The organism is Paracoccus sp. R12_2, assembly GCF_017744015.1.
GTDB lineage: Bacteria > Pseudomonadota > Alphaproteobacteria > Rhodobacterales > Rhodobacteraceae > Paracoccus.
This window is the reverse complement of the sequence record NZ_JAGHRA010000010.1, coordinates 1-19,569: the sequence shown is the minus strand read 5'-3', so window position 1 is coordinate 19,569 and position 19,569 is coordinate 1. Positions and strand designations below refer to the sequence as shown.

Here is a 19,569-nt window from a genome sequence, read left to right as displayed (position 1 = left end):
GCGCACGCTGAATGCGCGATCGGCAGATTCCGGCCATGTTCCGCCGATCGGACAGGTCTGTCCGTCCCGCGCATCCGGTGCCGGACATCGGATCAGCCGGCATCCTCGGGTGCGACGGCGACAGACTTGATGATCGCATGGCAGTTTCGCCCGACCACAAGCTGCATCGCATCGACGGAACGCTGCGTGACCCGCGCCAGCAGCCGTCCGGCCGCCGTATCCAGCACGACCATCGCCCCTGGTCCTTCGCCGCGATGGATGCGCTGAACTGTTCCCGGCACGATGTTCAGCGCCGAGATGCCGTCGGGTCGCGACACCGCCAGCATCACGTCATGTGCCGCGATGCGCACCCGGATGGGCCTGCCGATATCGCGTGCCAGCGCGGGCAGGAACAGCGCGACACCGCCCGCATCCAGCTGCGTCAGCCCGTCGGGGTGATGGGCCGCGACGGTTGCGGACAGAACCGCGCCGGCCTGACGGATCCCGGCGGGCAGGATCGCCGGGTCGCCCAGCACCTGGGCCGCCGATCCTTGTGCGACCACGCGCCCCGCATCCAGCGCGACGACCGTCGTGGCCAGACGCGCGACCTCGGACGCGGCATGGCTGACATAGAGGATGGGGATGTTCACTTCGTCCCGCAGCCGTTCGAAATAGGGCAGGATCTCGGCCTTGCGGGCCGCGTCCAGCGCCGCCAGAGGTTCGTCCGCAAGGATCAGCCGCGGCGCCGACAGCAGCGCCCGCCCGATCGCCACGCGCTGTTTCTCGCCCCCCGACAGGCGGCCGGGGCGGCGATCCAGCAGATGTCCGATACCCAGAAGATCGACGATCCGCCCGGTATCCTCGCGCGTGGCGTCCCGCGGCGCGAACCACGCGCCATAGGCCAGGTTCTGGCGCACGGTCAGATGCGGGAACAGCCGATCTTCCTGAAAGATATAGCCGAGGCGGCGGCGATGAGGCCGCAGCCGGATGCCCTGCGCGGTATCCAGCATCACCCAGTCGCCCGCCGCGATCCGGCCGGAATCGGGCATCAGCAATCCGGCAACCGCGTTGATCAGCGTGGTCTTGCCCGATCCTGACCGGCCGAACAGCACCGTGATGCCCGGCGGCGCGGTGAGTTCCGCATCCAGCGCAAAGTCGCCCAGGCGATGGCGGACGGCGACGGACAGCATCACCGCCCCCCCACCCGCGCCGCGACCCGGCGGGCCAGGATTTCAGAGGCCAGCAATGCGCCCATCGCCACCACGACCGAGACCGCGACCAGCTTCATCGCCGAATCCTCGCCCCCGGGCACCTGCAGGAAGGCATAGATCGCCGACGGGATGGTGCGGGTCTGGCCGGGAATGTTCGACACGAAGGTGATCGTCGCGCCGAATTCGCCCATCGCCTTGGCAAAGGCCAGGATTGCGCCCGCGATGATCCCCGGCAGTGCCATCGGCAGGGTCACAGTGACGAAGACCCACAGCGGCGAGGCACCCAGCGTCGAGGCCGCCTGTTCCAACCCCGGATCGGTCGCCTCGATCGACAGCCGGATCGCCCGGACCATCAGCGGAAAGGCCATGATGCCGGCGGCCAGCGCCGCGCCGGTCCAGCGAAACGCCACGACGATGCCTAGTTCCGCCAGAAACCCGCCGACCGGCCCCTGCGTCCCCATCGTCAGCAGCAGCAGATAGCCGGTGACGACCGGTGGCAGGATCAGCGGCAGATGCACCGCCCCGTTGAGGATCTGCTTGCCCGGAAAGCGCCAGCGCGCCAGCGCGTGGGCGACAAGGATACCCAAGGGCAGGCTGACCGCCGTCGCCAGCAGCGACACGCGCAGCGACAGCGCGACGGCCTGCCATTCCTCGGGTGCCAGAAAGCCCATGCCGGTTACCGCGCCATGACCACGAAACCCTGCTGCTCGAAAGCCTCGCGCGCCTGTGGTCCACGCAGATAGTCAAGGAATTCGGTCTCGGCCGGCAGGTCGCGCCCGGCGATGTCGGCCGCCGGATAGACGATGGGCGGGTGGCTGTCGGCGGGAAAGCTGCCGATCACGGACACGTCCTTTTCGGCCACCGCATCGGTGGCATAGACGATGCCAAGCCTCGCCTCGCCGGTCGCCACAAGGCGCAGCGCGGCCCGCACATTGTCGGCCTGAGCCACGGCGGGCGCGACGCTGTCCCACAGACCCAGGCTTTCAAGCGACGCCTTGCCATAGATCCCCGCAGGCACCGCATCGACCAGCGCCATGGCCAGCCTGCCATCGCCCACAAGACCGGCAAGATCCGTGTCGGGGCCGATCGCGACCGGCTTGGCGTCCTTGCCATGCGCGACCAGCACCAGCGCGTTTGCCAGCAGATCGAACCGCGTGCCGGGTTCGATCAGTCCGTCCTGTTCCAGCGCATCCATCCAGTCCGCATTGGCCGAGATGAAGATATCCGCGGGCGCGCCCTGCTGGATCTGGCGGGCCAGCACCGACGTCCCGGCCAGCGACACGACCAGATCATGCCCGGTCCCGGCTTCGAAATCCTGTTCGATCCGCGCCATGGCATTGGTCATGCTGGCAGCGGCGAAGACAGTGATCTGTTCCGCCGCCGCGCTGGACGACAGCAAACCGGCGCAGATCGCGCCGGTGACGGCCAGCGCCGCCGACAAACTTTCCTGCGCGATATGCGGCAAGGGAATTTCCTCCTCAGATATGTTTTCACGAACATATCGCAGCGGGATCATGCGCGGGCAAGCCTTATTTCCTGTCAGACATATCGACCAGCATCGCCTGCAAGGCGGCGATCCGGTTCGACCCTGCATCGGTCATGATCCGGTGCAGTTCACGGTAATGATCCAGAACCGCCTCGCCCGCAGCAGTCAGCCGCGCACCCCCGCCCTTGCTGCCACCGCGTGTCGAATCGACCAGCGGGTCGCGAAACATCCGGTTCATTTCCTCGACCAGCAGCCAGGCGCGCTTGTAGCTCATCGACATCGACCGTCCGGCGGCAGAGATCGAGCCGGTCTCGCGGATGCGTTCCAGCAGATCGGCCTTGCCCGGCCCCAGATAACAGTCGGGGCCGAACAGGATTCGGAACCTGAGGCGGGGATCTTCCGTCGGGTCGGGCTGCGGCTGGGTCATGTCCGATCTATGCCAAGGCCGCGATCCGCGATGCAACCGATATCACGCCCGGTGGCATGGCGGGCTTGCGGGCGCGGGACCGGCGTGGAATGTCTTTGCACGAAGCTGGAACAGGAGGCGCGATTGCCTTTCAGGACATTCTTCGCCGCGATCGGATATGTTGCGACGGCGGCCGCGCTGGTCGCCGCGGTGCTGGTCTTCACGATGTTTCGCGGTTTCTCTGATCGCGCGGGCGCGGTCTATTGGGACATGGCGCGCATTCTGGCCAGGACCGGCGACCCGGCCGAGGCGACGGTCTGGAAGCGCCTGGTCGCATCAGGGTTGAGCTTTGCCGAGGTGGACCAGTCGATCCGGTCGCTGGCGGCGGACCGGAACCTGCGCGATGTCGGCCAGCTGCCGCTGGGGGAACAGGTCGCCGCGATGCAGGGCAAGGACTGGCGCAGCCTGCAGGTCTATCTGTTCTGCAACCCGCTGACGGCGGCGCGGATGGTCGAATATTCGCCCGCCTTCGCGGCCTATCTGCCCTGCCGGATCAGCCTGGTCGAGGATGGCGACGGGCAATTATGGCTGATCACGATGAACATGGACCTGATGCTGTATGGCGGCAGGCCCCTGCCCGACGAGCTGCGCGGAGAGGCCGAAGGGGTGCGGGCGGCGATGCTGGCGGTCATGGACGGCGCCGCCGAGGGCGCCTTCTAGCCGCGGATCAGTCGCGTCCCGGTGCGCCCGGCAGAAGATGCACCTGCGCAAGCTGGGTCAGCGCATCGGTCAGGCTGGCGCGTTCGGTCCGTTCATACAGGTCGTCCGGGTCCGTGACCGTCGCGCCAAGCGCCTGTTCGAACGCATCGCGGTTGGCGGTCGCGTCATAGTTCGACTGACCGTCCGATCCCAGATTCGCCTGAAAGATCCCGGCGGCGGATACGGGCAGGAAATCCTCGTAGGTCAGCGGATCGACGGCCAGATGCCCTGACGCGATCAACTGATCGACGTTGTCCGCGGGCGCAACCGCGCCGCATGTCGCGCGATAGCGGAACCGTGCCAGCCCGGCGCGACGCAGCGCGTCCGGATCGTCGGGGAAATCCGCGAAACGGGCGTTCAGTGCCGCGACATAGTCGGCTGCGTTCCGACCATCCGCAGCGACGGACACATCCGCCCGCGTCCGCGCAAGGCAGCGATCATAAAGATCGCGTCCGGCGGGGGTCAGGGCAGCACCGCGCTGCTCGATCTCGCCGAAGCGTGCGGTGTGCGAGCCGGGGACACCATCGAAGATCACCCGTTCCTCAAGCGCCTTGAAGGCGGTCTGGCGCAGCAGGATCGGGCAGTCGCGGCGCGGCGGCCCCTCGATCACGGCCTTCGCCGCGATGCCGTGCGCGGGCATTGCCGCCTGCACCGCGTCGATATCCAGCGTGCGCGGGGTCAGGTGATTGATATGCGGGCCACGAAAACACACCACATCCGCGATCAGGCGATGCGCGTCATGCAGGCGGGCATAGGTCTGCGCATCGACTGTCGCACGCGCATGCCAGCGAAATGTCTGCAGCGCCTCGGCCACGAAGATCGCGGCCTCGTCACGGGTCAGGCCGCCGTCGGTTTCGGCCTTGCGGATCATCCGCATCGCGCCGTCCGTGACGATCTGGCGACGCGACAGGATCTGCGCCGCCGCATCGGCCAGATCACGGTCCGGCAGCAACTCCAGCCGGACCAGCGAGGTGAAGACCCGAAACGGGTTGCGCGACAGGGCAGTGGGGTCGATCGGCCGGAACGCGGTCGAATGCACCGGGAGTCCCGCGACCGACAGATCGTAGTAACCGACGGGGAACATGCCCATCACCGCGAACATGCGCCGGATGGCGGACAGTTCCCCGGCCGTGCCCAGACGGATCGCGCCGTGACGCTCGACCGTCAGGCGGTCCAGTTCATCGGCGTCCTGCATCCGCGCCCGCAGCGCCGGATCGGCGCGCAGCACATCGTCATTCACCCTGGCCACCAGATCGATCAGCGTGCCGTATTGCGGAACCTCGGTGCGATACATGTCGGACATCGCCGACGAGAACAGCGTGCGGATTTCGTCGCCGTGCAAATGGTCGGTCATCAGGATCTGCCTTGGAAACGTGACGGGGGAAGCGCATGGATCAGGGTCGCGCCGGCCTCGAACACGGCGCCGCGCAATGTGGTAAAGCGTTCCGTGTGGCCTGACACGACCGGCAGCGGCATCGCCTCGGGGCGGTCGTCCAGCAGGGCTGCCGCGGCGGCAGTGCCGAACGCGGTGCCCGGCGCGATGCCGCGCCCGGAATAGCCGAAGATCGCCAGTCCGCGCGGTCCGAAGCGCAGCACCTTGGGCACATGGTCCGAGGTCATCGCGATGCGGCCCGACCATTGGTATTCGAACGCGATGCCGTCCAGTTCCGGGAACAGAACGCGCAGCTTGCGCCTTGCCCATGCGGCATGCGCGCGGCCGCCCGGCCCCGCCACATCGCCCATGCCGCCCAGGATCAGGCGACCGGCCCTGTCCGTGCGGATCGAGGTCATCACCAGCCCGGTGTCCCAGCATCCCTCGCCGCCCGGCAGGATCCGGGCGCGCAGATCATCGGGCAGCGGTGCGGTGGCGAACTGGCTGTAGTTCACGGTCGAGAACGATGTTCTGGGCCGCGCAAGACCGGACTGGTAGGCATTGGTGGCTACCAGCACGGCGCGCGCGCGCACGGTGCGCCCGTTGACGGTCAGGTGCCAGCCGTCACCCTGCCGGGCGATATCGCTGACCGCGCTGCCTTCGTGAAGCCGCGCCCCGGCCCCTTGCGCCGCACGGGCAAGCCCCGCGCAATAGGCCAGCGGTTGCACCGTCCCCGCGCGCGGGTCCAGCAGCGCGCCATGGAACGCCCCGGAGCCGACACGGCGGGCCGTGTCCTGCGCGTCCAGCAGCCGCAGCGGCGCCCCGATCCGGTTGCCCTGCGCAAAGCGGTCCCGCAGATCGGCAAGCCCGGATGCCGAATGCGCCAGATGCAGCGTGCCGCTGCGCGTGGCCTCGCAGGCGATGGATTCGCGTTCGATCAGGTCGAAGACCAGCCGTGGCGCCTGACCCAGCCGGTCGATCAGGCGCGTCCCGTCGGCCTCGCCCATCTGCGAAATGATCTGGTCCGGCGGCAGCCACAGCCCGGCATTGACCAGCCCGACATTGCGGCCCGACCCGCCGAACGCCACCCGAGACGCCTCGAACACGGCCACGGATGCCCCCCGGCGCGCCGCCTCCAGCGCGGCCGAGCAGCCGGTGAAACCCGCGCCGACGATGGCCAGATCCACGGTGACATCCCGATCCAGCGGCGCGGCAGGGATGCGTTCGCCCGCGCTGATCGACCACAGCGAGGTCGGCTCGGCCTTCAAGCCGGCCCCCTGCGCGGTGGGAAGTGGCGTGCTGTCATCATGCCCGATCTCGTTCCCGGAACATCCGGTTCCACGCCAGACTAGGGCCTTTGTGCGGCAGACAAAAGCCGGTTGGCCGCGCCGTCCCTAGAAGGCGTTGCGTTCGTGATAGGTGCGCAGAAAGTCCGAGATGCGCGGATCGGACGGGTTGTGCAGGATCGCGTCCGGGCTGTTCACGGCGACCAGTTCGCCCGCCTCCATGAAGGCGACCTGGTCGGCGACATGGGCGGCAAAGCCCATCTCGTGGGTGACGACAGCCATGGTCATGCCCTCGCCCGCAAGCGTCTTCATGACCTGCAGCACCTCGCCCACCAGTTCGGGGTCCAGCGCGCTGGTCGGTTCGTCAAACAGCATCAGGCGCGGCTCCATCGCGATGGCGCGGGCGATGGCGACACGTTGCTGCTGTCCGCCCGACAGGCGTGCCGGGTGGTTCTGCATCTTGTCTTCCAGCCCCACCTTGCGCAGCGCCTCGGCGGCGCGGGTGGCGGCGTCTGCCTTGCCCAAACCGCGCACCCGGATCAGCCCTTCGGCGACGTTTTCCAACGCGGTCATGTGCGGCCACAGGTTGAACTGCTGAAACACCATGCCGATCGAGCGCCGCATCTGCCGCAGCTTGCGGGCGGACATCTTCCTGCCCGGACCCTCATAGCCGATCAGTTGGCCGTCGATCCGGACCTCGCCCGCGTCGTATTCCTCGAGGAAATTGATACAGCGCAGCAAGGTCGACTTGCCCGACCCGGACGGACCGATCAGGCAGGTCACCTTGCCGGGCGGGATCGTCAGGTCGATCTGCTTCAGCGCCTGAAACGGACCATAGAACTTGTCGAGATTGCGGATCTCGACCGCGGATGCCTGAACCATCTCAGACCCTTTCGATCAGATGTCGGGTGATGCGGGTTTCCAGCCTGCGCCCCGCGCGCGATATCGTTTCGACCAGCCCCCAGAAGAACAGCGCCAGCACCAGATTCGCTTCCAGATAGCGGAAGGTTTCGGTGGACATGCGCTGGACCTGATACATCAGTTCGGGGACCGTGATGATCGACAGGATAACCGTTTCCTTGGTCAGGATGATCGAGAAATTGACCAGCGCGGGCAACGCCGAGACCAACCCCAGCGGCAGCAGGATACGCCGCACGATCGACGGTTCCGCCATGCCGATGGCGCGCGCAGCCTCGATCTGTCCGATGGGTACCGCGTTAAAGCCCGAACGGAAGATTTCCGCGAAATAGGGACTGCCATAGACGGTCAGGCCCAGAAGCCCGGCGGGCAGCGCGTCCAGCCGCAGCCCGATCAGCGGGCCGCCATAGTAAAGGACGAACAACTGCACCAGGAACGGCGTGCCGCGGATCACCTCGATATAGACCTGCAGCAGCCAGCGCAGCGGGCGCGGGCCGTAACGCTGTGCCAGCGCGACCAGAAGACCCAGAAGCATGCCCAGCACGGTGCCCGCCAGCCAGCAGAAGATGGTGACGCCGAAACCGCGAAGCAGCATCGGGCCGTAGTCCTGAAAAACGCTCAGTTCCATCAGACGGCCATCCTGTGTTCGAGGTAGCGGCCCAGTCCGGCAAGGCAGAGATTGATCAGCAGATAGATGCAGGCAGCGGCCAGATAGACCTCGAGCGGGCGGAACGTCGTCGCCGCCTGCGCCTGGCTGGCGCGGGTGACTTCGAGGATGCCGACGACCGAGACCAGCGACGAGGCCTTGACCAGCAGGATCAGTTCGTTGACCAGCGCGGGCAGCGACATCACCACCGCCTGCGGCAGCACGATCCGCGCCCAGATGTCGCGCGGTGCCATGCCGATCGCGGCGGCGGCCTCTGACTGGCCAGGGGGCAGCGCGCCGATCGCGCCGCGCCAGATCTCGCTGATATAGGCGCTGGCGCAGATGCCGACGGTGATGACCGCGGCGGCGATGGCGGGCACATTGATGCCGATGACCGGCAGCAGGTAATACATCAGCAGGAGCTGAACCAGCAGCGGAACCCCGCGCAGGAAGCTGACCCACAATGCGGCGAGCCGGCGCAGCGCTCGCACCCGCGACAGCGCCGCGGCGCAGACCAGCGCGCCGATCACCAGTCCCAGCGCGATGCCAAGGCCCGATACCAGCAGCGTATAGCGCGCGGCCCAGAACAGCGGACCGAAGCTGTCAAAAAAGGTCTGGGTGGAAAACATCGCCGGCCTTTCGAAGGGGCGTGGGCGGGGTCAGACCCCGCCCGACGCCGGATCAGTTGGCGGGCACTTCGCGCGGCAGATCGGGCGCTGCGCCAAGCCATTTTTCCTGGATCTGGGTCATCCGGCCGTCATCGTGCATCTTCAGGATGGCCTCGTTCACCGCCGCGACGAAGCTGGCCGAATTGTCGTCCTTGCGCATCGCCCAGGCGAAGTATTTCGGTTCACCGAAAGTGGCGGGTTCGGTCAGGGCAAAGGTCTCGCCGCGGTTCTTGACCAGATAGGCAAGGTTCGGAAACGAGCCCGCGACCGCATCCAGCCGGCCAGCCGCCAGATCGGCATAAGCCTCGTCGGTGGTGCCGTATTCCTTGATGGAGACGCCGCCCAGGCTTTCGCCATAGGCTTCAAGCTGCTTGAACTGCGCGGTGCCCTGCTGGACGCCGACGGTCTTGCCGGCGATGTCTTCGGGCTTGCTCACCGCGTCGCTGGCTGCCGCGCGCACCAGACCGACGGTCGCATCGGCGATCGGCAATCCGAACGCATAGCGTTCCTGGCGTTCCGGGGTGATCGTGACCGGCGCGATGATGATGTCGAACTTGCCGACTTCCAGCCCCGGCAATTCCGCAGGCCAGGGAATGTCCTGATAGACCGGCTCGACGCCCAGTTCCTTGCTGACCTCGTCGAACAGGTCCTTGGTCATGCCTTCGTAGGTGCCGTTGTTCAGCATGTCGAAGGGCGCATAGTGCATGTCGGTCGCGGTGACGACCTTGCCGGCGGCCTTCACGTCCTCGAGCAGGTCGGCCGAGGCGGGCGCCGCCACGGCCAGCGCCGCCATGCCGATCATTGCGGCCTTCAGCGATGTTGCGAGTTTCATGAGATTCTCCTTGTTGGGTGGCTTGTTATGATTTTCCGGCGTCACAGGATACCGGGCAGGTTCAATTGATGCTCGCGCGCGCAGTCCAGCGCAATCTGGTATCCTGCGTCGGCGTGGCGCATCACGCCGGTGGCCGGATCGTTCCAAAGAACGCGCGCGATGCGGGCATCGGCATCCTTGCTGCCATCGCAGCAAATGACCATGCCCGAATGCTGGGAAAAGCCCATGCCGACACCCCCGCCGTGATGCAGGCTGACCCAGGTGGCACCCGATGCACAATTCAGCAGCGCATTCAGAAGTGGCCAGTCGCTGACCGCATCGCTGCCGTCGCGCATCGCCTCGGTCTCGCGGTTGGGGCTGGCGACGCTGCCGCTGTCCAGATGGTCGCGGCCGATCACGATGGGCGCCTTCAATTCGCCGCTGCGGACCATCTCGTTGAAGGCAAGGCCCAGCTTGTGGCGCAGGCCAAGCCCGACCCAGCAGATCCGCGCGGGCAGGCCCTGAAAGCTGATCCGTTCGCGGGCCATGTCCAGCCAGTTGTGCAGATGCGGATCGTCGATCAGTTCCTTCACCTTGGCATCGGTGCGGTAGATATCCTCGGGGTCGCCCGAAAGCGCGGCCCAGCGGAACGGCCCGATGCCGCGGCAGAACAGCGGCCGGATATAGGCGGGCACGAAGCCGGGGAAGGCGAAGGCATTTTCCAGCCCCTCTTCCTTGGCGACCTGCCGGATATTGTTGCCGTAATCCAGCGTCGGCACGCCGGCGTTCCAGAAATCGACCATCGCGGCAACATGGGTCTTCATGCTGGCGCGCGCGGCGGCTTCGACGGCCTTGGGGTCGCTTTCCTGTCTGGCACGCCATTCCGCCACGCTCCAGCCCTGCGGCAGATAGCCGTGGATCGGGTCATGCGCGCTGGTCTGATCGGTGACGATGTCCGGGTGCACGCCGCGCCGCACCAGTTCGGGATAGATCTCGGCCGCGTTGCCGATCAGCGCCACGGATTTCGCCTCGCCCGCCTTGGTCCAGCGGTCGATCATCGCCAGTGCCTTGTCCAGATCATGTGTTTTTTCATCGACATAGCGCGTGCGCAGCCGGAAATCCGCCCGCGTCTCGTCGCATTCGACGGCAAGACAGCACGCCCCGGCCATGACCGCCGCCAGCGGCTGCGCGCCGCCCATGCCGCCAAGCCCCGCCGTCAGGATCCAGCGCCCCGTCAGATCGCCGTCATAGTGCTGCCGCCCGGCCTCGACGAAGGTTTCATAGGTGCCCTGCACGATCCCCTGACTGCCGATATAGATCCACGATCCGGCGGTCATCTGGCCATACATGGCCAGACCCTTGCGATCCAGTTCGTTGAAATGGTCCCAATTGGCCCAGTGCGGCACCAGGTTCGAGTTGGCGATCAGCACGCGCGGCGCGTCCCTGTGGGTCTGGAACACGCCCACCGGCTTGCCCGATTGCACCAGCAGGGTCTGATCCTCTTCCAGCGCGCGCAGGCTGTCCACGATCAGGTCGAAATCGCGCCATGTCCGCGCCGCCCGGCCGATCCCGCCATAGACGACCAACTCGTGCGGGTTTTCGGCCACGTCGGGATGCAGGTTGTTCATCAGCATCCGCAAGGGCGCCTCGGTCAGCCAGCTTTTGGCGGAGATCTGCGTTCCGGTGGCGGGATAGATGTCGCGGGTGTTGTGGCGGGGATTGGTCATCGGATCATGCCTTCAGATCGGCGGCCAAAGCCGCAAGTTGGTGCAGGATATCGGCCAGGGCGGCGCGCAGCGGCGCGGCCTTTTCAGGATCAAGGTCGAAGGGCGGCGTTTCCTGCGTCAGATGCGTGGCCTGCGCCAGTTCCATCTGGATGGCGTGAACGCCGTTGCGCGGATCGCCGTAATGGCGTGTCGTCCAGCCGCCCTTGAAGCGACCGTTCAGAGCCCAGGTCCGTCCGGTCGCCTTGACGATGTCCGAGACCGCGTTCTCGATGCGCGGATCGCATGTCGCGCCCAGATTGGTGCCGATGTTGAAATCCGGCAGCGTGCCGTCGAACAGGAACGGGATGTGGCTGCGGATCGAATGGCAGTCATACAGGATCGCGACGCCATGCCGCGCGCGGATCCGGTCGATCTGCGCCGACAAGGCCGCGTGATAGGGCGCGTGATACCGCACCCTGCGGTCGGCGATGTCGTCTTCGGTCGGTGGTTCGGTCCAGATCGGCTGACCGTCGAAATCGGTCAGCGGCACCAGCCCGGTGGTGTTCTGGCCGGGATAGAGGCTTGCGTCGTCAGGGCCGCGATTGGCGTCGATGACATAACGGTGAAAGGTTGCCCGCACCGTCGTCGCGCCGGGCAGCAGCCCGTCATAGAGACGATGGATATGCCAGTCGGTATCGGCCAGCAGCTGCCCGCGCGCATTCAGGCGCGCGACGATTTCGGCAGGCAGGAACGTGCCGGTATGCGGCAGGCCCAGAATCACCGGGCTGTCGCCTTCGCAGATCTCGACCGGGGTCATGGATGCACCTCGGCCAGCAGATCGCCCGGCACGGCGCCGGTCAGCACATCCTCGCGCACCAGACGCGCCGCCTCGGCAAGATCGGGGGCAAGATAGCGGTCCTGATCCAGCGCGGGGACATGCGCGCGCAGCCGGGCGATGACCGCGCGCAACGGTGCCGATGTCGTCAGCGGTGCGCGGAATTCGACCCCTGCGGCGGCGCAGATCGCCTCGATCCCCAGGATCTGCGACAGGTTCGCGTTCATCCTCAGCAGCCGGCGCGCACCGTGCGCGGCCATGCTGACATGGTCTTCCTGATTGGCGCTGGTCGGCGTGGAATCGGTGCTGCAGGGGTTGGCCAGATGCTTGTTCTCGCTCATCAGCGCGGCGCTGGTTACCTCTGCGATCATCAGCCCGCTGTTCAGACCGGGGTCGGGCGTCAGGAAGGGCGGCAGGTCATGGCTGAGGGTGGGATCGACCATCAGCGCGACCCTGCGCTGCGCAATCGCGCCCATTTCGGCGATGGCCAGCGCGATCTGGTCGGCCGCGAAGGCCACCGGCTCGGCGTGGAAATTGCCGCCCGACACGATCTGATCGGTCTGCACCAGCACCAGCGGATTGTCGGTGGCGGCGTTCGCCTCGATCTGCAGCGTGCGCGCGGCCTGCCACAGCAGGTCGATGCAAGCCCCGGTGACCTGCGGCTGACAGCGGATGCAATAGGGATCCTGCACGCGGGCATCGCCTTCGCGGTGGCTTTCCCGGATCTCGCTGCCCGCCATCAGATCGCGGATCGCGCGCGCCGCGACGATCTGGCCGCGGTGGCCGCGCAGCTGGTGGATCTCGTCCAGGAACGGCGCGGTCGAACCCATGATCGCGTCGGTGGAAAGTGCGGATGTGACCAGCGCCGCGCGGGCGGCGGCAAAGGCCTGGAACAGGCCGACCAGCGCGAAGGCGGTCGAGACCTGGGTGCCGTTGATCAGCGCCAGCCCTTCCTTGGCGGCAAGGGTCACCGGCGACAGCCCGGCCTTGGCCCCCGACATCTCGGACCCGTCAAGAACCGCCCTGCCCTCGCCGATCACTACCGCCGCCATGTGGGCCAGCGGTGCCAGATCGCCCGAGGCGCCGACCGAACCCTGCGACGGGATCACCGGCAGCACGCCGCGCGCCAGCATGTCCTGCAGCAACGCGATGATCTGGGGGCGAACGCCGGACGCGCCGCGCCCCAGCGACAGCAGTTTCAGCACCAAGATCAGCCGGACGGTCTGCGCCTCGACCGGCTCGCCCACGCCGCAGCAATGCGACAGGATCAGGTTGCGCTGCAGCGTCGCGGTATCCTCGGCCGCGATCCGGACCGAGGCCAGCTTCCCGAAGCCGGTATTGACGCCATAGACCGGAACCGAACCGTTCGCCGCCGCATGGATGCGCGCAGCGGATTCGGCGATGCCCTGATGCGCGCTGTCGGCCAGCCGCACGGAACCGGTCTGCCGCCAGACCTGTTCCAGCTGCGACAGCGTGGCCTGGTTCGGAACAAGGATGAGATCAGACAAATTCGCCTCCGACGATACGGGCATGAAGCGGGTTGAAGCCGATGCGATAGGACAACTCGGCCAGGTGATCGATGTCCCACACCGCCAGGTCCGCGCGCTGTCCGGGCGCGATCGCGCCGCGATCCGCCAGACCCAGTGCCCGGGCGGCGTGGACGGTGACCCCCGCAAGGCATTCAGACGGCGTCATGCGGAACAGTGTCGCCCCCATGTTCATCGTCAGTAGCAGTGAGGTCAGCGGCGATGTGCCGGGATTGCAATCGGTGGCCAGCGCCATCGGAACCCCCGCATCGCGCAGCGCCTGCACCGGCGGAAGCTGCGATTCCCGCAAGGTGTAGAAGGCACCCGGCAACATCACCGCAACGGTGCCCGCCCGCGCCATCGCGGCAATTCCGTCCGCATCCAGATATTCCAGATGGTCGGCGGACAGCGCCCGATGACGCGCGGCCATCGCCGCCCCGCCCAGATCGGACAGCTGTTCGGCATGCAGCTTGACTGGCAGGCCCAGCCCGACCGCATGATCGAAGACCTGCGACATCTCGGCGGGGGTGAAGGCAATGCCTTCGCAGAACCCGTCCACCGCGTCGATCAGATCCTCGGCATGGCCGCGATCCATGCCCGCGATCACGACGTCGCGCAGATACCCCGCCCGGTCGTCGGCATATTCAGGCGGCAAGGCGTGGGCTGCCAGCCAGGTTGTCCGCACGCTGACGGCGCGGCGCGATTCGATCAGCCGGGCCACGCGCAGCATCTTCAGCTCGGTGTCGATATCCAGCCCGTAGCCGGACTTGACCTCGATCGTGGTCACGCCCTCGGCCAGCAGCGCATCCACCCGGCGCAGCGCCGACGCCAGCAGATCAGCCTCGTCGGTGTCGCGCGTGGCGCGCACGGTCGACAGAATGCCGCCGCCCGCCTGCGCGATCTGTTGATAGCTGGCGCCTTCCAACCGCATCTCGAATTCGCGTGCGCGATCGCCGCCGAAGACGACATGGGTGTGGCAGTCGATCAGCCCCGGCGTGACCGCACGCCCGCCCAGATCGTGCCGCGCGGCCCGCAGATACGCGGCAGGGATCGCCGATTCCTCGCCAACCCACGCGATCCGCCCCCCATCAATCGCGATGACTTGGGGCGAAGACAGGCCATACTGGCCTGATTTTCCATCGATCCCGGCGATTCTTGCATTGCTGAGAAGCTGCATCGGTCACCCGCTTTAGATTGCGCAAGCTGCAATTCTATGTTTAAACTTATTTATCTTCTATGTCTAAAGATATTTCTCGTCAAACGCGAATCGCGGGGATGGATGCAGATGACTGTGCTGTGGGCGGAACGGGCGCTGCTGCCCGAGGGCTGGGCAGAAAATGTACAGGTGACGCTGGCGGCGGATGGACGCATCGAATCGGTCCAGGCGGGCATGCCGCCCGACGGGCAGCGGGTCGAGCTGCTGTTACCGGCGATGGCCAATCTGCACTCGCATGCCTTCCAGCGCGCCATGGCCGGCCTGTCCGAGGCGCGCGGCCCGCATCCGCGCGACACGTTCTGGACCTGGCGGCAGATCATGTTCCGTTTTCTGGACCAGCTGACGCCCGACGACGTTCAGGCCATCGCGGCGCTGGTCCAGATGGAGATGCTGGAAGCAGGTTACGCCACCAATGTCGAATTCCACTATCTGCACCATCAGCCGGGCGGCTCTGCCTATGCCAATCCCGCCGAAATGTCGCAGCGCATCGCCGCCGCGGCCGCGCAGACCGGGATCGGGCTGACGCTGCTGCCGGTTCACTATCAGTTTGGCGGCTGCGACCGCCGTCCGCTTGGCCCCGGCCAGGCGCGCTTTGGAACTGACCCCGACGGTTTCGCCCGGCTTCTGGACGCTGCCGAAGCCGCGCTGCACGCCCTGCCCGAGGATGCCGGGATCGGGGTCGCGCCGCATTCGCTGCGCGCAATCTCGCCCGAGGCGCTGGCGATCTGCGCCGGGCTGCGCCCCGACCGCCCGCTGCACATGCATCTGGCCGAACAGATCCCCGAGATCGAAGAGGTCAGCGCGGCCTATGGCCTGCGCTCGGTCGAATGGTTGCTGGAACATCACGCCCCCGACGCGCGCTGGACGCTGATCCACCTGACCCACATGACCACGGACGAAACCCGCCGCCTTGCCGCGACCGGCGCGGTGGCCGGGCTGTGCCCGATCACCGAAAGCAGCCTGGGCGACGGCATCTTCAACGGCACGACGTGGCGTGATGCGGGCGGCGAGCTGGGCTTCGGGTCCGACAGCAATATCCGCATCTCGATGATCGAGGAGTTGCGCACGCTGGAATACAGTCAGCGCCTGCGCGACAACGCACGCGCCATCTTGGCCGACCCGCCGCGATCGACGGGGCGCGTTCTCTATGACAGCGGACTTCGGGGCGGTGCCCGTGCCGCCGGGCGCGACACCGGCGCGATTCGGGCCGGGCTGTGGGGTGATCTGTGCGCGGTGTCGCTGCGCAATCCGGTGATGGCGGGGCGTACGGGCGATCAGATGCTGGACAGCCTTGTCTTTGCGGGCGGCGACGGGCTGATCGGCGATGTCTGGGCGGCCGGACGGCATGTTGTGCGCGCGGGCCGGCATCTGGACCGCGACCGCATCCTCACCGATTATCTGAACTGTATCGACAGCCTGAAGGAACGAATGTGACCGAACGCGTCCCCGGCTCGACCGCGCCCAAGGCGCAACTGATCGCCTCCGAGGTGCGGCGCCGCATCATCGAACGCGAATGGCGGCAGGGCCAGCGGATTCCCGACGAGGCGGATCTGGCCGTGCAGTTCGGCGCGGCGCGGGCGACCGTGAACAAGGCGCTGCAATTGCTGGCGGACGAAGGGCTGCTGGAACGACGGCGCAGGGCCGGAACCCGCGTCGCGATCGACCCCGTGCGCAAGGCGACCTTCACCATCCCGATCGTGCGCGAGCAGGTCGAAAGCGCCGGCATGGACTACGGCCATCGCGTCATCGCCCAACGCCGCAGTCCGATCCCGGCCGAGATCGCGCAGCGCATCGGACTGCCGGAAGGTCAGGTTCTGCTGCATCTGCGGGCGGTGCACTACGGTGATGGAAAACCTTTCCAATTCGATGATCGCTGGATCAATCCAGCTGCCGTGCCGGGAATGAACGAGGTCGATTTCCGGCATGTGAACGCCAATGAATGGCTGGTTCGCAACGCGCCCTACACCCGGACCGAGATCGCCATTTCGGCCAGAAACGCCAGCGACCGGGATGCGCGGCTGCTGGACATTCCACCCCGCGAGGCAATCCTGCTGCTGCAGCGGACGACATGGAATGACAGCGGCCCCATCACGACGCTGCGCGCGGCATTTCCCAACAGCCATGTCATGAACTCGAAAGACTGACCGTTCTGCGGCATCGCTGCCTGTTTATCAGGCACCCGCGATGCCGCCGCGTCCGCATAGCATAGTAACTCTTGTTCCGGATCGACGCGCATGAGACCGCGACATGATCACGGATGTCTCATGCTGAAAAACCTTCTCATCGTTGTCGTCGAAGCCGATACCGACCGGGCGCAGTCGATTGCCGACGGTCTGGCCGAGACCGGCGACCACGACATCCGGATCGTGGCCGAACAATCCTCGCTTGCCCGGCGGGTCGCCGAACTGCGCCCGGATGTCGTCCTGATCGACATCGCCGATCCCTCGCGCGACATCCTTGAGGAACTGGCGCTGGCCTCGGGCCCGGCAGAACGTCCGGTCGCCATGTTTGTGGACAGGTCCGACGAACAACTGACCAGATCCGCGATCGAGGCGGGAATCTCGGCTTATGTCGTGGACGGGCTGCGACCGGACAGGATCAAGCCCATCATCGATGCCGCAGTGGCGCGGTTCCACATGCTGCAGCAACTGCGCGCCGAACTTGCCGCGACTCGCGCCGCGCTGGAGGAACGCAAGATCGTGGATCGCGCCAAGGCGGTCCTGATGAAGGCGCGCGGGATGGACGAGGCCGAAGCCTATGCGCTGCTGCGCAAGACCGCCATGGACCAGGGCAAACGCATCGGTGAGATCGCCCAGCAACTGGTCACGGCGGCAGGGTTGCTGGGACGATGATGCGGTTGCGGCTTGGCTATATCCCCCTGATCGACGCAGCGCCGCTGATCGTGGCGCACGAATTGGGCTTTGCCGCCGAGGAAGGTCTGACGCTGGACCTTGTCCGTCTGGGGGCGTGGGCGCAAAGCCGCGACATGCTGGGGGCGGGCCTGATCGACGCCGCCCATATGCTGGTCCCGATGCCGATCGGACAGGCCCTTGGGCTGGGGCCGCGCCTGCCGGATTTCGACCTTGTCATGTTTCTTGCCCATGGCGGGCAGGCCGTCGCAATCAGCGCCGGGATCGAACAGCGCCTGCGCGCAGAGGGGCACGGCTTTGATTTTTCCGACGCGCGCGCCGCGGGACTGGCGCTGCGGCGCGCGGCGCCGGGCAGGTTGCGGGTCGGCGTGCCGTTCACGTTCTCGACCCAGCTTGAACTGATCCGCCACTGGCTGACCGGTTGCGGCTTCCGGCCCGATGATCTGCGGCTGAAGACGGTGCCGCCGCCGATGATGGCCGACGCGCTGGCCGCGGACGAGATCGACGCGTTCTGCGTGGGCGAACCCTGGGCATCGTTCGCGGTGGAACGCGGCATCGCCGCGCTGTTGCTGCCGGGACCGGCGATCTGGGCCTCTCCTCCGGAGAAGGGGTTGGTGCTGCGCCGCGACTTTGCCGTGACCCGGCCTGACCAGACCGGCGCACTGATGCGGGCGATCTGGCGGGCCGGGCGCTGGCTTGACGAACCCGACCACCGGGGCACCGCCGCAGAGATCCTGTCGCGCCCGGACTATCTGGACCTGCCGGCGGAGCTGGCCGAACGCGGCCTGACCGGGCGACTGCTGATTTCCACCGGGGGCGAGGTGCGATCCGTTCCGAATTTTCTGGCCTTCAACGCCGGCGCGGCCAGTTTCCCCTGGAAAAGCCTTGCCGCGCTGATCGCCCGCAGCATCGCAGTGCGGCACGACCTTGCGCCCGACGCTGCCATGCGTCGCGCGATGACGCATTTCAGGACCGATCTGTACCGGCAGCATCTGCGTCCGGCGGGTGCATCGTTGCCCGGCGCCTCGCTGCGAGTCGAGGGTATGATCGAGGCAGAGCGGGTCGTGGCGGCAGAGCGCGGCCAGATGACATTGCGCGCAGACCGCTTCTTCGACGGGTTCGTGTTCGAGCCGCCAGGCGAATCCCCGGACACGTCCGCGTCGCAAGACTGATCACCTGTTGGGCAAAGGCACATCCAGGCGCCTAAATTTCATGCGCCGGAAGTCTGGTCATGATCATCGGGACCGATTCCGCGTCGCCCTGCTTGCGATGCCACGTCCGCCGCGCAACGATACGCCACATGGGCGGGCAGCAACGATGCGGCAGTCGCCCGCTCGCAAAGATGCGGCACGATTCCGCGAGGACGCGGATCTCATGACAGCCTGATTGCGCGGTCAGCCCCTGGCATCTTCGGGATGCCACGACTGATGCCTGCGCGATCCGCCTCACGCCAGCAATCGGAGCATCCCATGCCGCCTTTTCCACACCGGATTTCACGCAACGCCCGGCCCCTGCCCGACCTGATCCTGCATCGGGTGTCGTTCGCCCCTGCGCGCCGCACGAACGAGGCATGATCATGAAGAAGAAACTGGTCGTCATCGGCGCCGGGATGGCCTCGGGCCGCCTGCTGGAGCATCTGTTCGACACCGCCCCGGACGCCTGGCAGGTGACTTTGTTCAACGGCGAGCCACGCGGCAACTACAACCGGCTGATGCTGTCGCCCGTGCTATCGGGCGAGAAGACATATGAGCAGATCGTCACACATGACGAGGACTGGTATCGGGCCCACGGCGTCGATTGCCGGTTTGGGCAGGCGGTGGTGCAGATCGACCGCGAAAACCGCGTGGTCCATTCCAATCACAGCAGCGCCGAAT

19 protein-coding genes and 1 pseudogene are annotated in these 19,569 nt (G+C 66.7%); 6 read left to right on the top strand and 14 right to left on the bottom strand.

The window, feature by feature from the left end; genetic code table 11:
• Positions 1–92 precede the first annotated feature (92 nt).
• The 4 genes from modC to J7359_RS12640 form a co-directional block, all read right to left on the bottom strand.
• Positions 93–1,169, bottom strand: a complete 1,077-nt coding sequence (gene modC, locus J7359_RS12655; protein WP_209057080.1) for a molybdenum ABC transporter ATP-binding protein — start codon at positions 1,167–1,169, stop codon at positions 93–95.
• Positions 1,169–1,861, bottom strand: a complete 693-nt coding sequence (gene modB / locus J7359_RS12650; protein ID WP_209057079.1) for a molybdate ABC transporter permease subunit — start codon at positions 1,859–1,861, stop codon at positions 1,169–1,171. Before modB ends, modC begins: the two co-directional genes overlap by 1 nt.
• A gap of 5 nt (positions 1,862–1,866) precedes the next feature.
• Positions 1,867–2,619 carry a molybdate ABC transporter substrate-binding protein gene (gene modA, locus J7359_RS12645; protein ID WP_247740380.1) on the bottom strand — a complete coding sequence of 251 codons (753 nt, stop codon included), beginning with the start codon at positions 2,617–2,619 and terminating at the stop codon, positions 1,867–1,869.
• Positions 2,620–2,719: 100 nt separating this feature from the next.
• Positions 2,720–3,103, bottom strand: coding sequence for a winged helix-turn-helix domain-containing protein (locus J7359_RS12640; protein ID WP_209057077.1), 384 nt, complete (start codon positions 3,101–3,103; stop codon positions 2,720–2,722).
• A gap of 123 nt (positions 3,104–3,226) precedes the next feature.
• On the opposite strand from J7359_RS12640, the gene J7359_RS12635 reads away from it, so the two are divergent.
• Positions 3,227–3,802: a DUF302 domain-containing protein gene (locus J7359_RS12635; RefSeq protein WP_209057076.1), complete on the top strand. Its 576-nt coding sequence runs from the start codon at positions 3,227–3,229 to the stop codon at positions 3,800–3,802.
• A 7-nt stretch (positions 3,803–3,809) separates the two neighbouring features.
• On the opposite strand, the gene J7359_RS12630 is transcribed toward J7359_RS12635, so the two are convergent.
• From J7359_RS12630 to hutI, 10 genes are all read right to left on the bottom strand, one after another.
• The gene (locus J7359_RS12630) at positions 3,810–5,195 is read right to left on the bottom strand and encodes a VOC family protein (RefSeq protein ID WP_209057075.1); all 1,386 of its coding nucleotides are present in this window, start codon (positions 5,193–5,195) and stop codon (positions 3,810–3,812) included.
• Positions 5,195–6,481, bottom strand: coding sequence for an FAD-dependent oxidoreductase (locus J7359_RS12625; protein ID WP_209057073.1), 1,287 nt, complete (start codon positions 6,479–6,481; stop codon positions 5,195–5,197). The genes J7359_RS12630 and J7359_RS12625 overlap by 1 nt, the downstream gene beginning before the upstream one ends.
• 126 nt (positions 6,482–6,607) lie before the next feature.
• The gene (locus J7359_RS12620) at positions 6,608–7,381 is read right to left on the bottom strand and encodes an amino acid ABC transporter ATP-binding protein (RefSeq protein WP_209057071.1); all 774 of its coding nucleotides are present in this window, start codon (positions 7,379–7,381) and stop codon (positions 6,608–6,610) included.
• 1 nt (position 7,382) lies between these two features.
• Entirely contained in the window at positions 7,383–8,045 is a 663-nt protein-coding gene (locus J7359_RS12615) for an amino acid ABC transporter permease (protein WP_209057069.1), read from the bottom strand.
• Positions 8,045–8,692, bottom strand: coding sequence for an amino acid ABC transporter permease (locus J7359_RS12610; protein ID WP_209057067.1), 648 nt, complete (start codon positions 8,690–8,692; stop codon positions 8,045–8,047). The genes J7359_RS12615 and J7359_RS12610 overlap by 1 nt, the downstream gene beginning before the upstream one ends.
• A 52-nt stretch (positions 8,693–8,744) precedes the next feature.
• Entirely contained in the window at positions 8,745–9,563 is an 819-nt protein-coding gene (locus J7359_RS12605) for a transporter substrate-binding domain-containing protein (protein WP_209057065.1), read from the bottom strand.
• 41 nt (positions 9,564–9,604) lie between these two features.
• The gene (gene hutU / locus J7359_RS12600) at positions 9,605–11,269 is read right to left on the bottom strand and encodes a urocanate hydratase (RefSeq protein ID WP_209057064.1); all 1,665 of its coding nucleotides are present in this window, start codon (positions 11,267–11,269) and stop codon (positions 9,605–9,607) included.
• Between the two features lie 4 nt (positions 11,270–11,273).
• Positions 11,274–12,065, bottom strand: a complete 792-nt coding sequence (gene hutG, locus J7359_RS12595; RefSeq protein WP_209057063.1) for an N-formylglutamate deformylase — start codon at positions 12,063–12,065, stop codon at positions 11,274–11,276.
• Complete coding sequence (hutH, locus tag J7359_RS12590; protein ID WP_209057062.1) at positions 12,062–13,615, bottom strand: histidine ammonia-lyase; 1,554 nt, start codon at positions 13,613–13,615, stop codon at positions 12,062–12,064. Before hutH ends, hutG begins: the two co-directional genes overlap by 4 nt.
• Complete coding sequence (hutI, locus tag J7359_RS12585) at positions 13,584–14,786, bottom strand: imidazolonepropionase (RefSeq protein ID WP_209057061.1); 1,203 nt, start codon at positions 14,784–14,786, stop codon at positions 13,584–13,586. The genes hutH and hutI overlap by 32 nt, the downstream gene beginning before the upstream one ends.
• A gap of 108 nt (positions 14,787–14,894) precedes the next feature.
• On the opposite strand from hutI, the gene J7359_RS12580 reads away from it, so the two are divergent.
• The 5 genes and pseudogenes from J7359_RS12580 to J7359_RS12560 form a co-directional block, all read left to right on the top strand.
• Positions 14,895–16,259: a formimidoylglutamate deiminase gene (locus J7359_RS12580; protein WP_209057060.1), complete on the top strand. Its 1,365-nt coding sequence runs from the start codon at positions 14,895–14,897 to the stop codon at positions 16,257–16,259.
• Complete coding sequence (locus J7359_RS12575; RefSeq protein WP_209057059.1) at positions 16,256–16,969, top strand: UTRA domain-containing protein; 714 nt, start codon at positions 16,256–16,258, stop codon at positions 16,967–16,969. The genes J7359_RS12580 and J7359_RS12575 overlap by 4 nt, the downstream gene beginning before the upstream one ends.
• Before the next feature lie 120 nt (positions 16,970–17,089).
• The gene (locus J7359_RS12570; RefSeq protein WP_209057057.1) at positions 17,090–17,677 is read left to right on the top strand and encodes an ANTAR domain-containing protein; all 588 of its coding nucleotides are present in this window, start codon (positions 17,090–17,092) and stop codon (positions 17,675–17,677) included.
• Entirely contained in the window at positions 17,677–18,867 is a 1,191-nt protein-coding gene (locus J7359_RS12565) for an ABC transporter substrate-binding protein (protein WP_209057252.1), read from the top strand. The genes J7359_RS12570 and J7359_RS12565 overlap by 1 nt, the downstream gene beginning before the upstream one ends.
• 404 nt (positions 18,868–19,271) lie before the next feature.
• A pseudogene (locus tag J7359_RS12560) lies at positions 19,272–19,569 on the top strand (nitrite reductase large subunit); the annotation flags it as partial.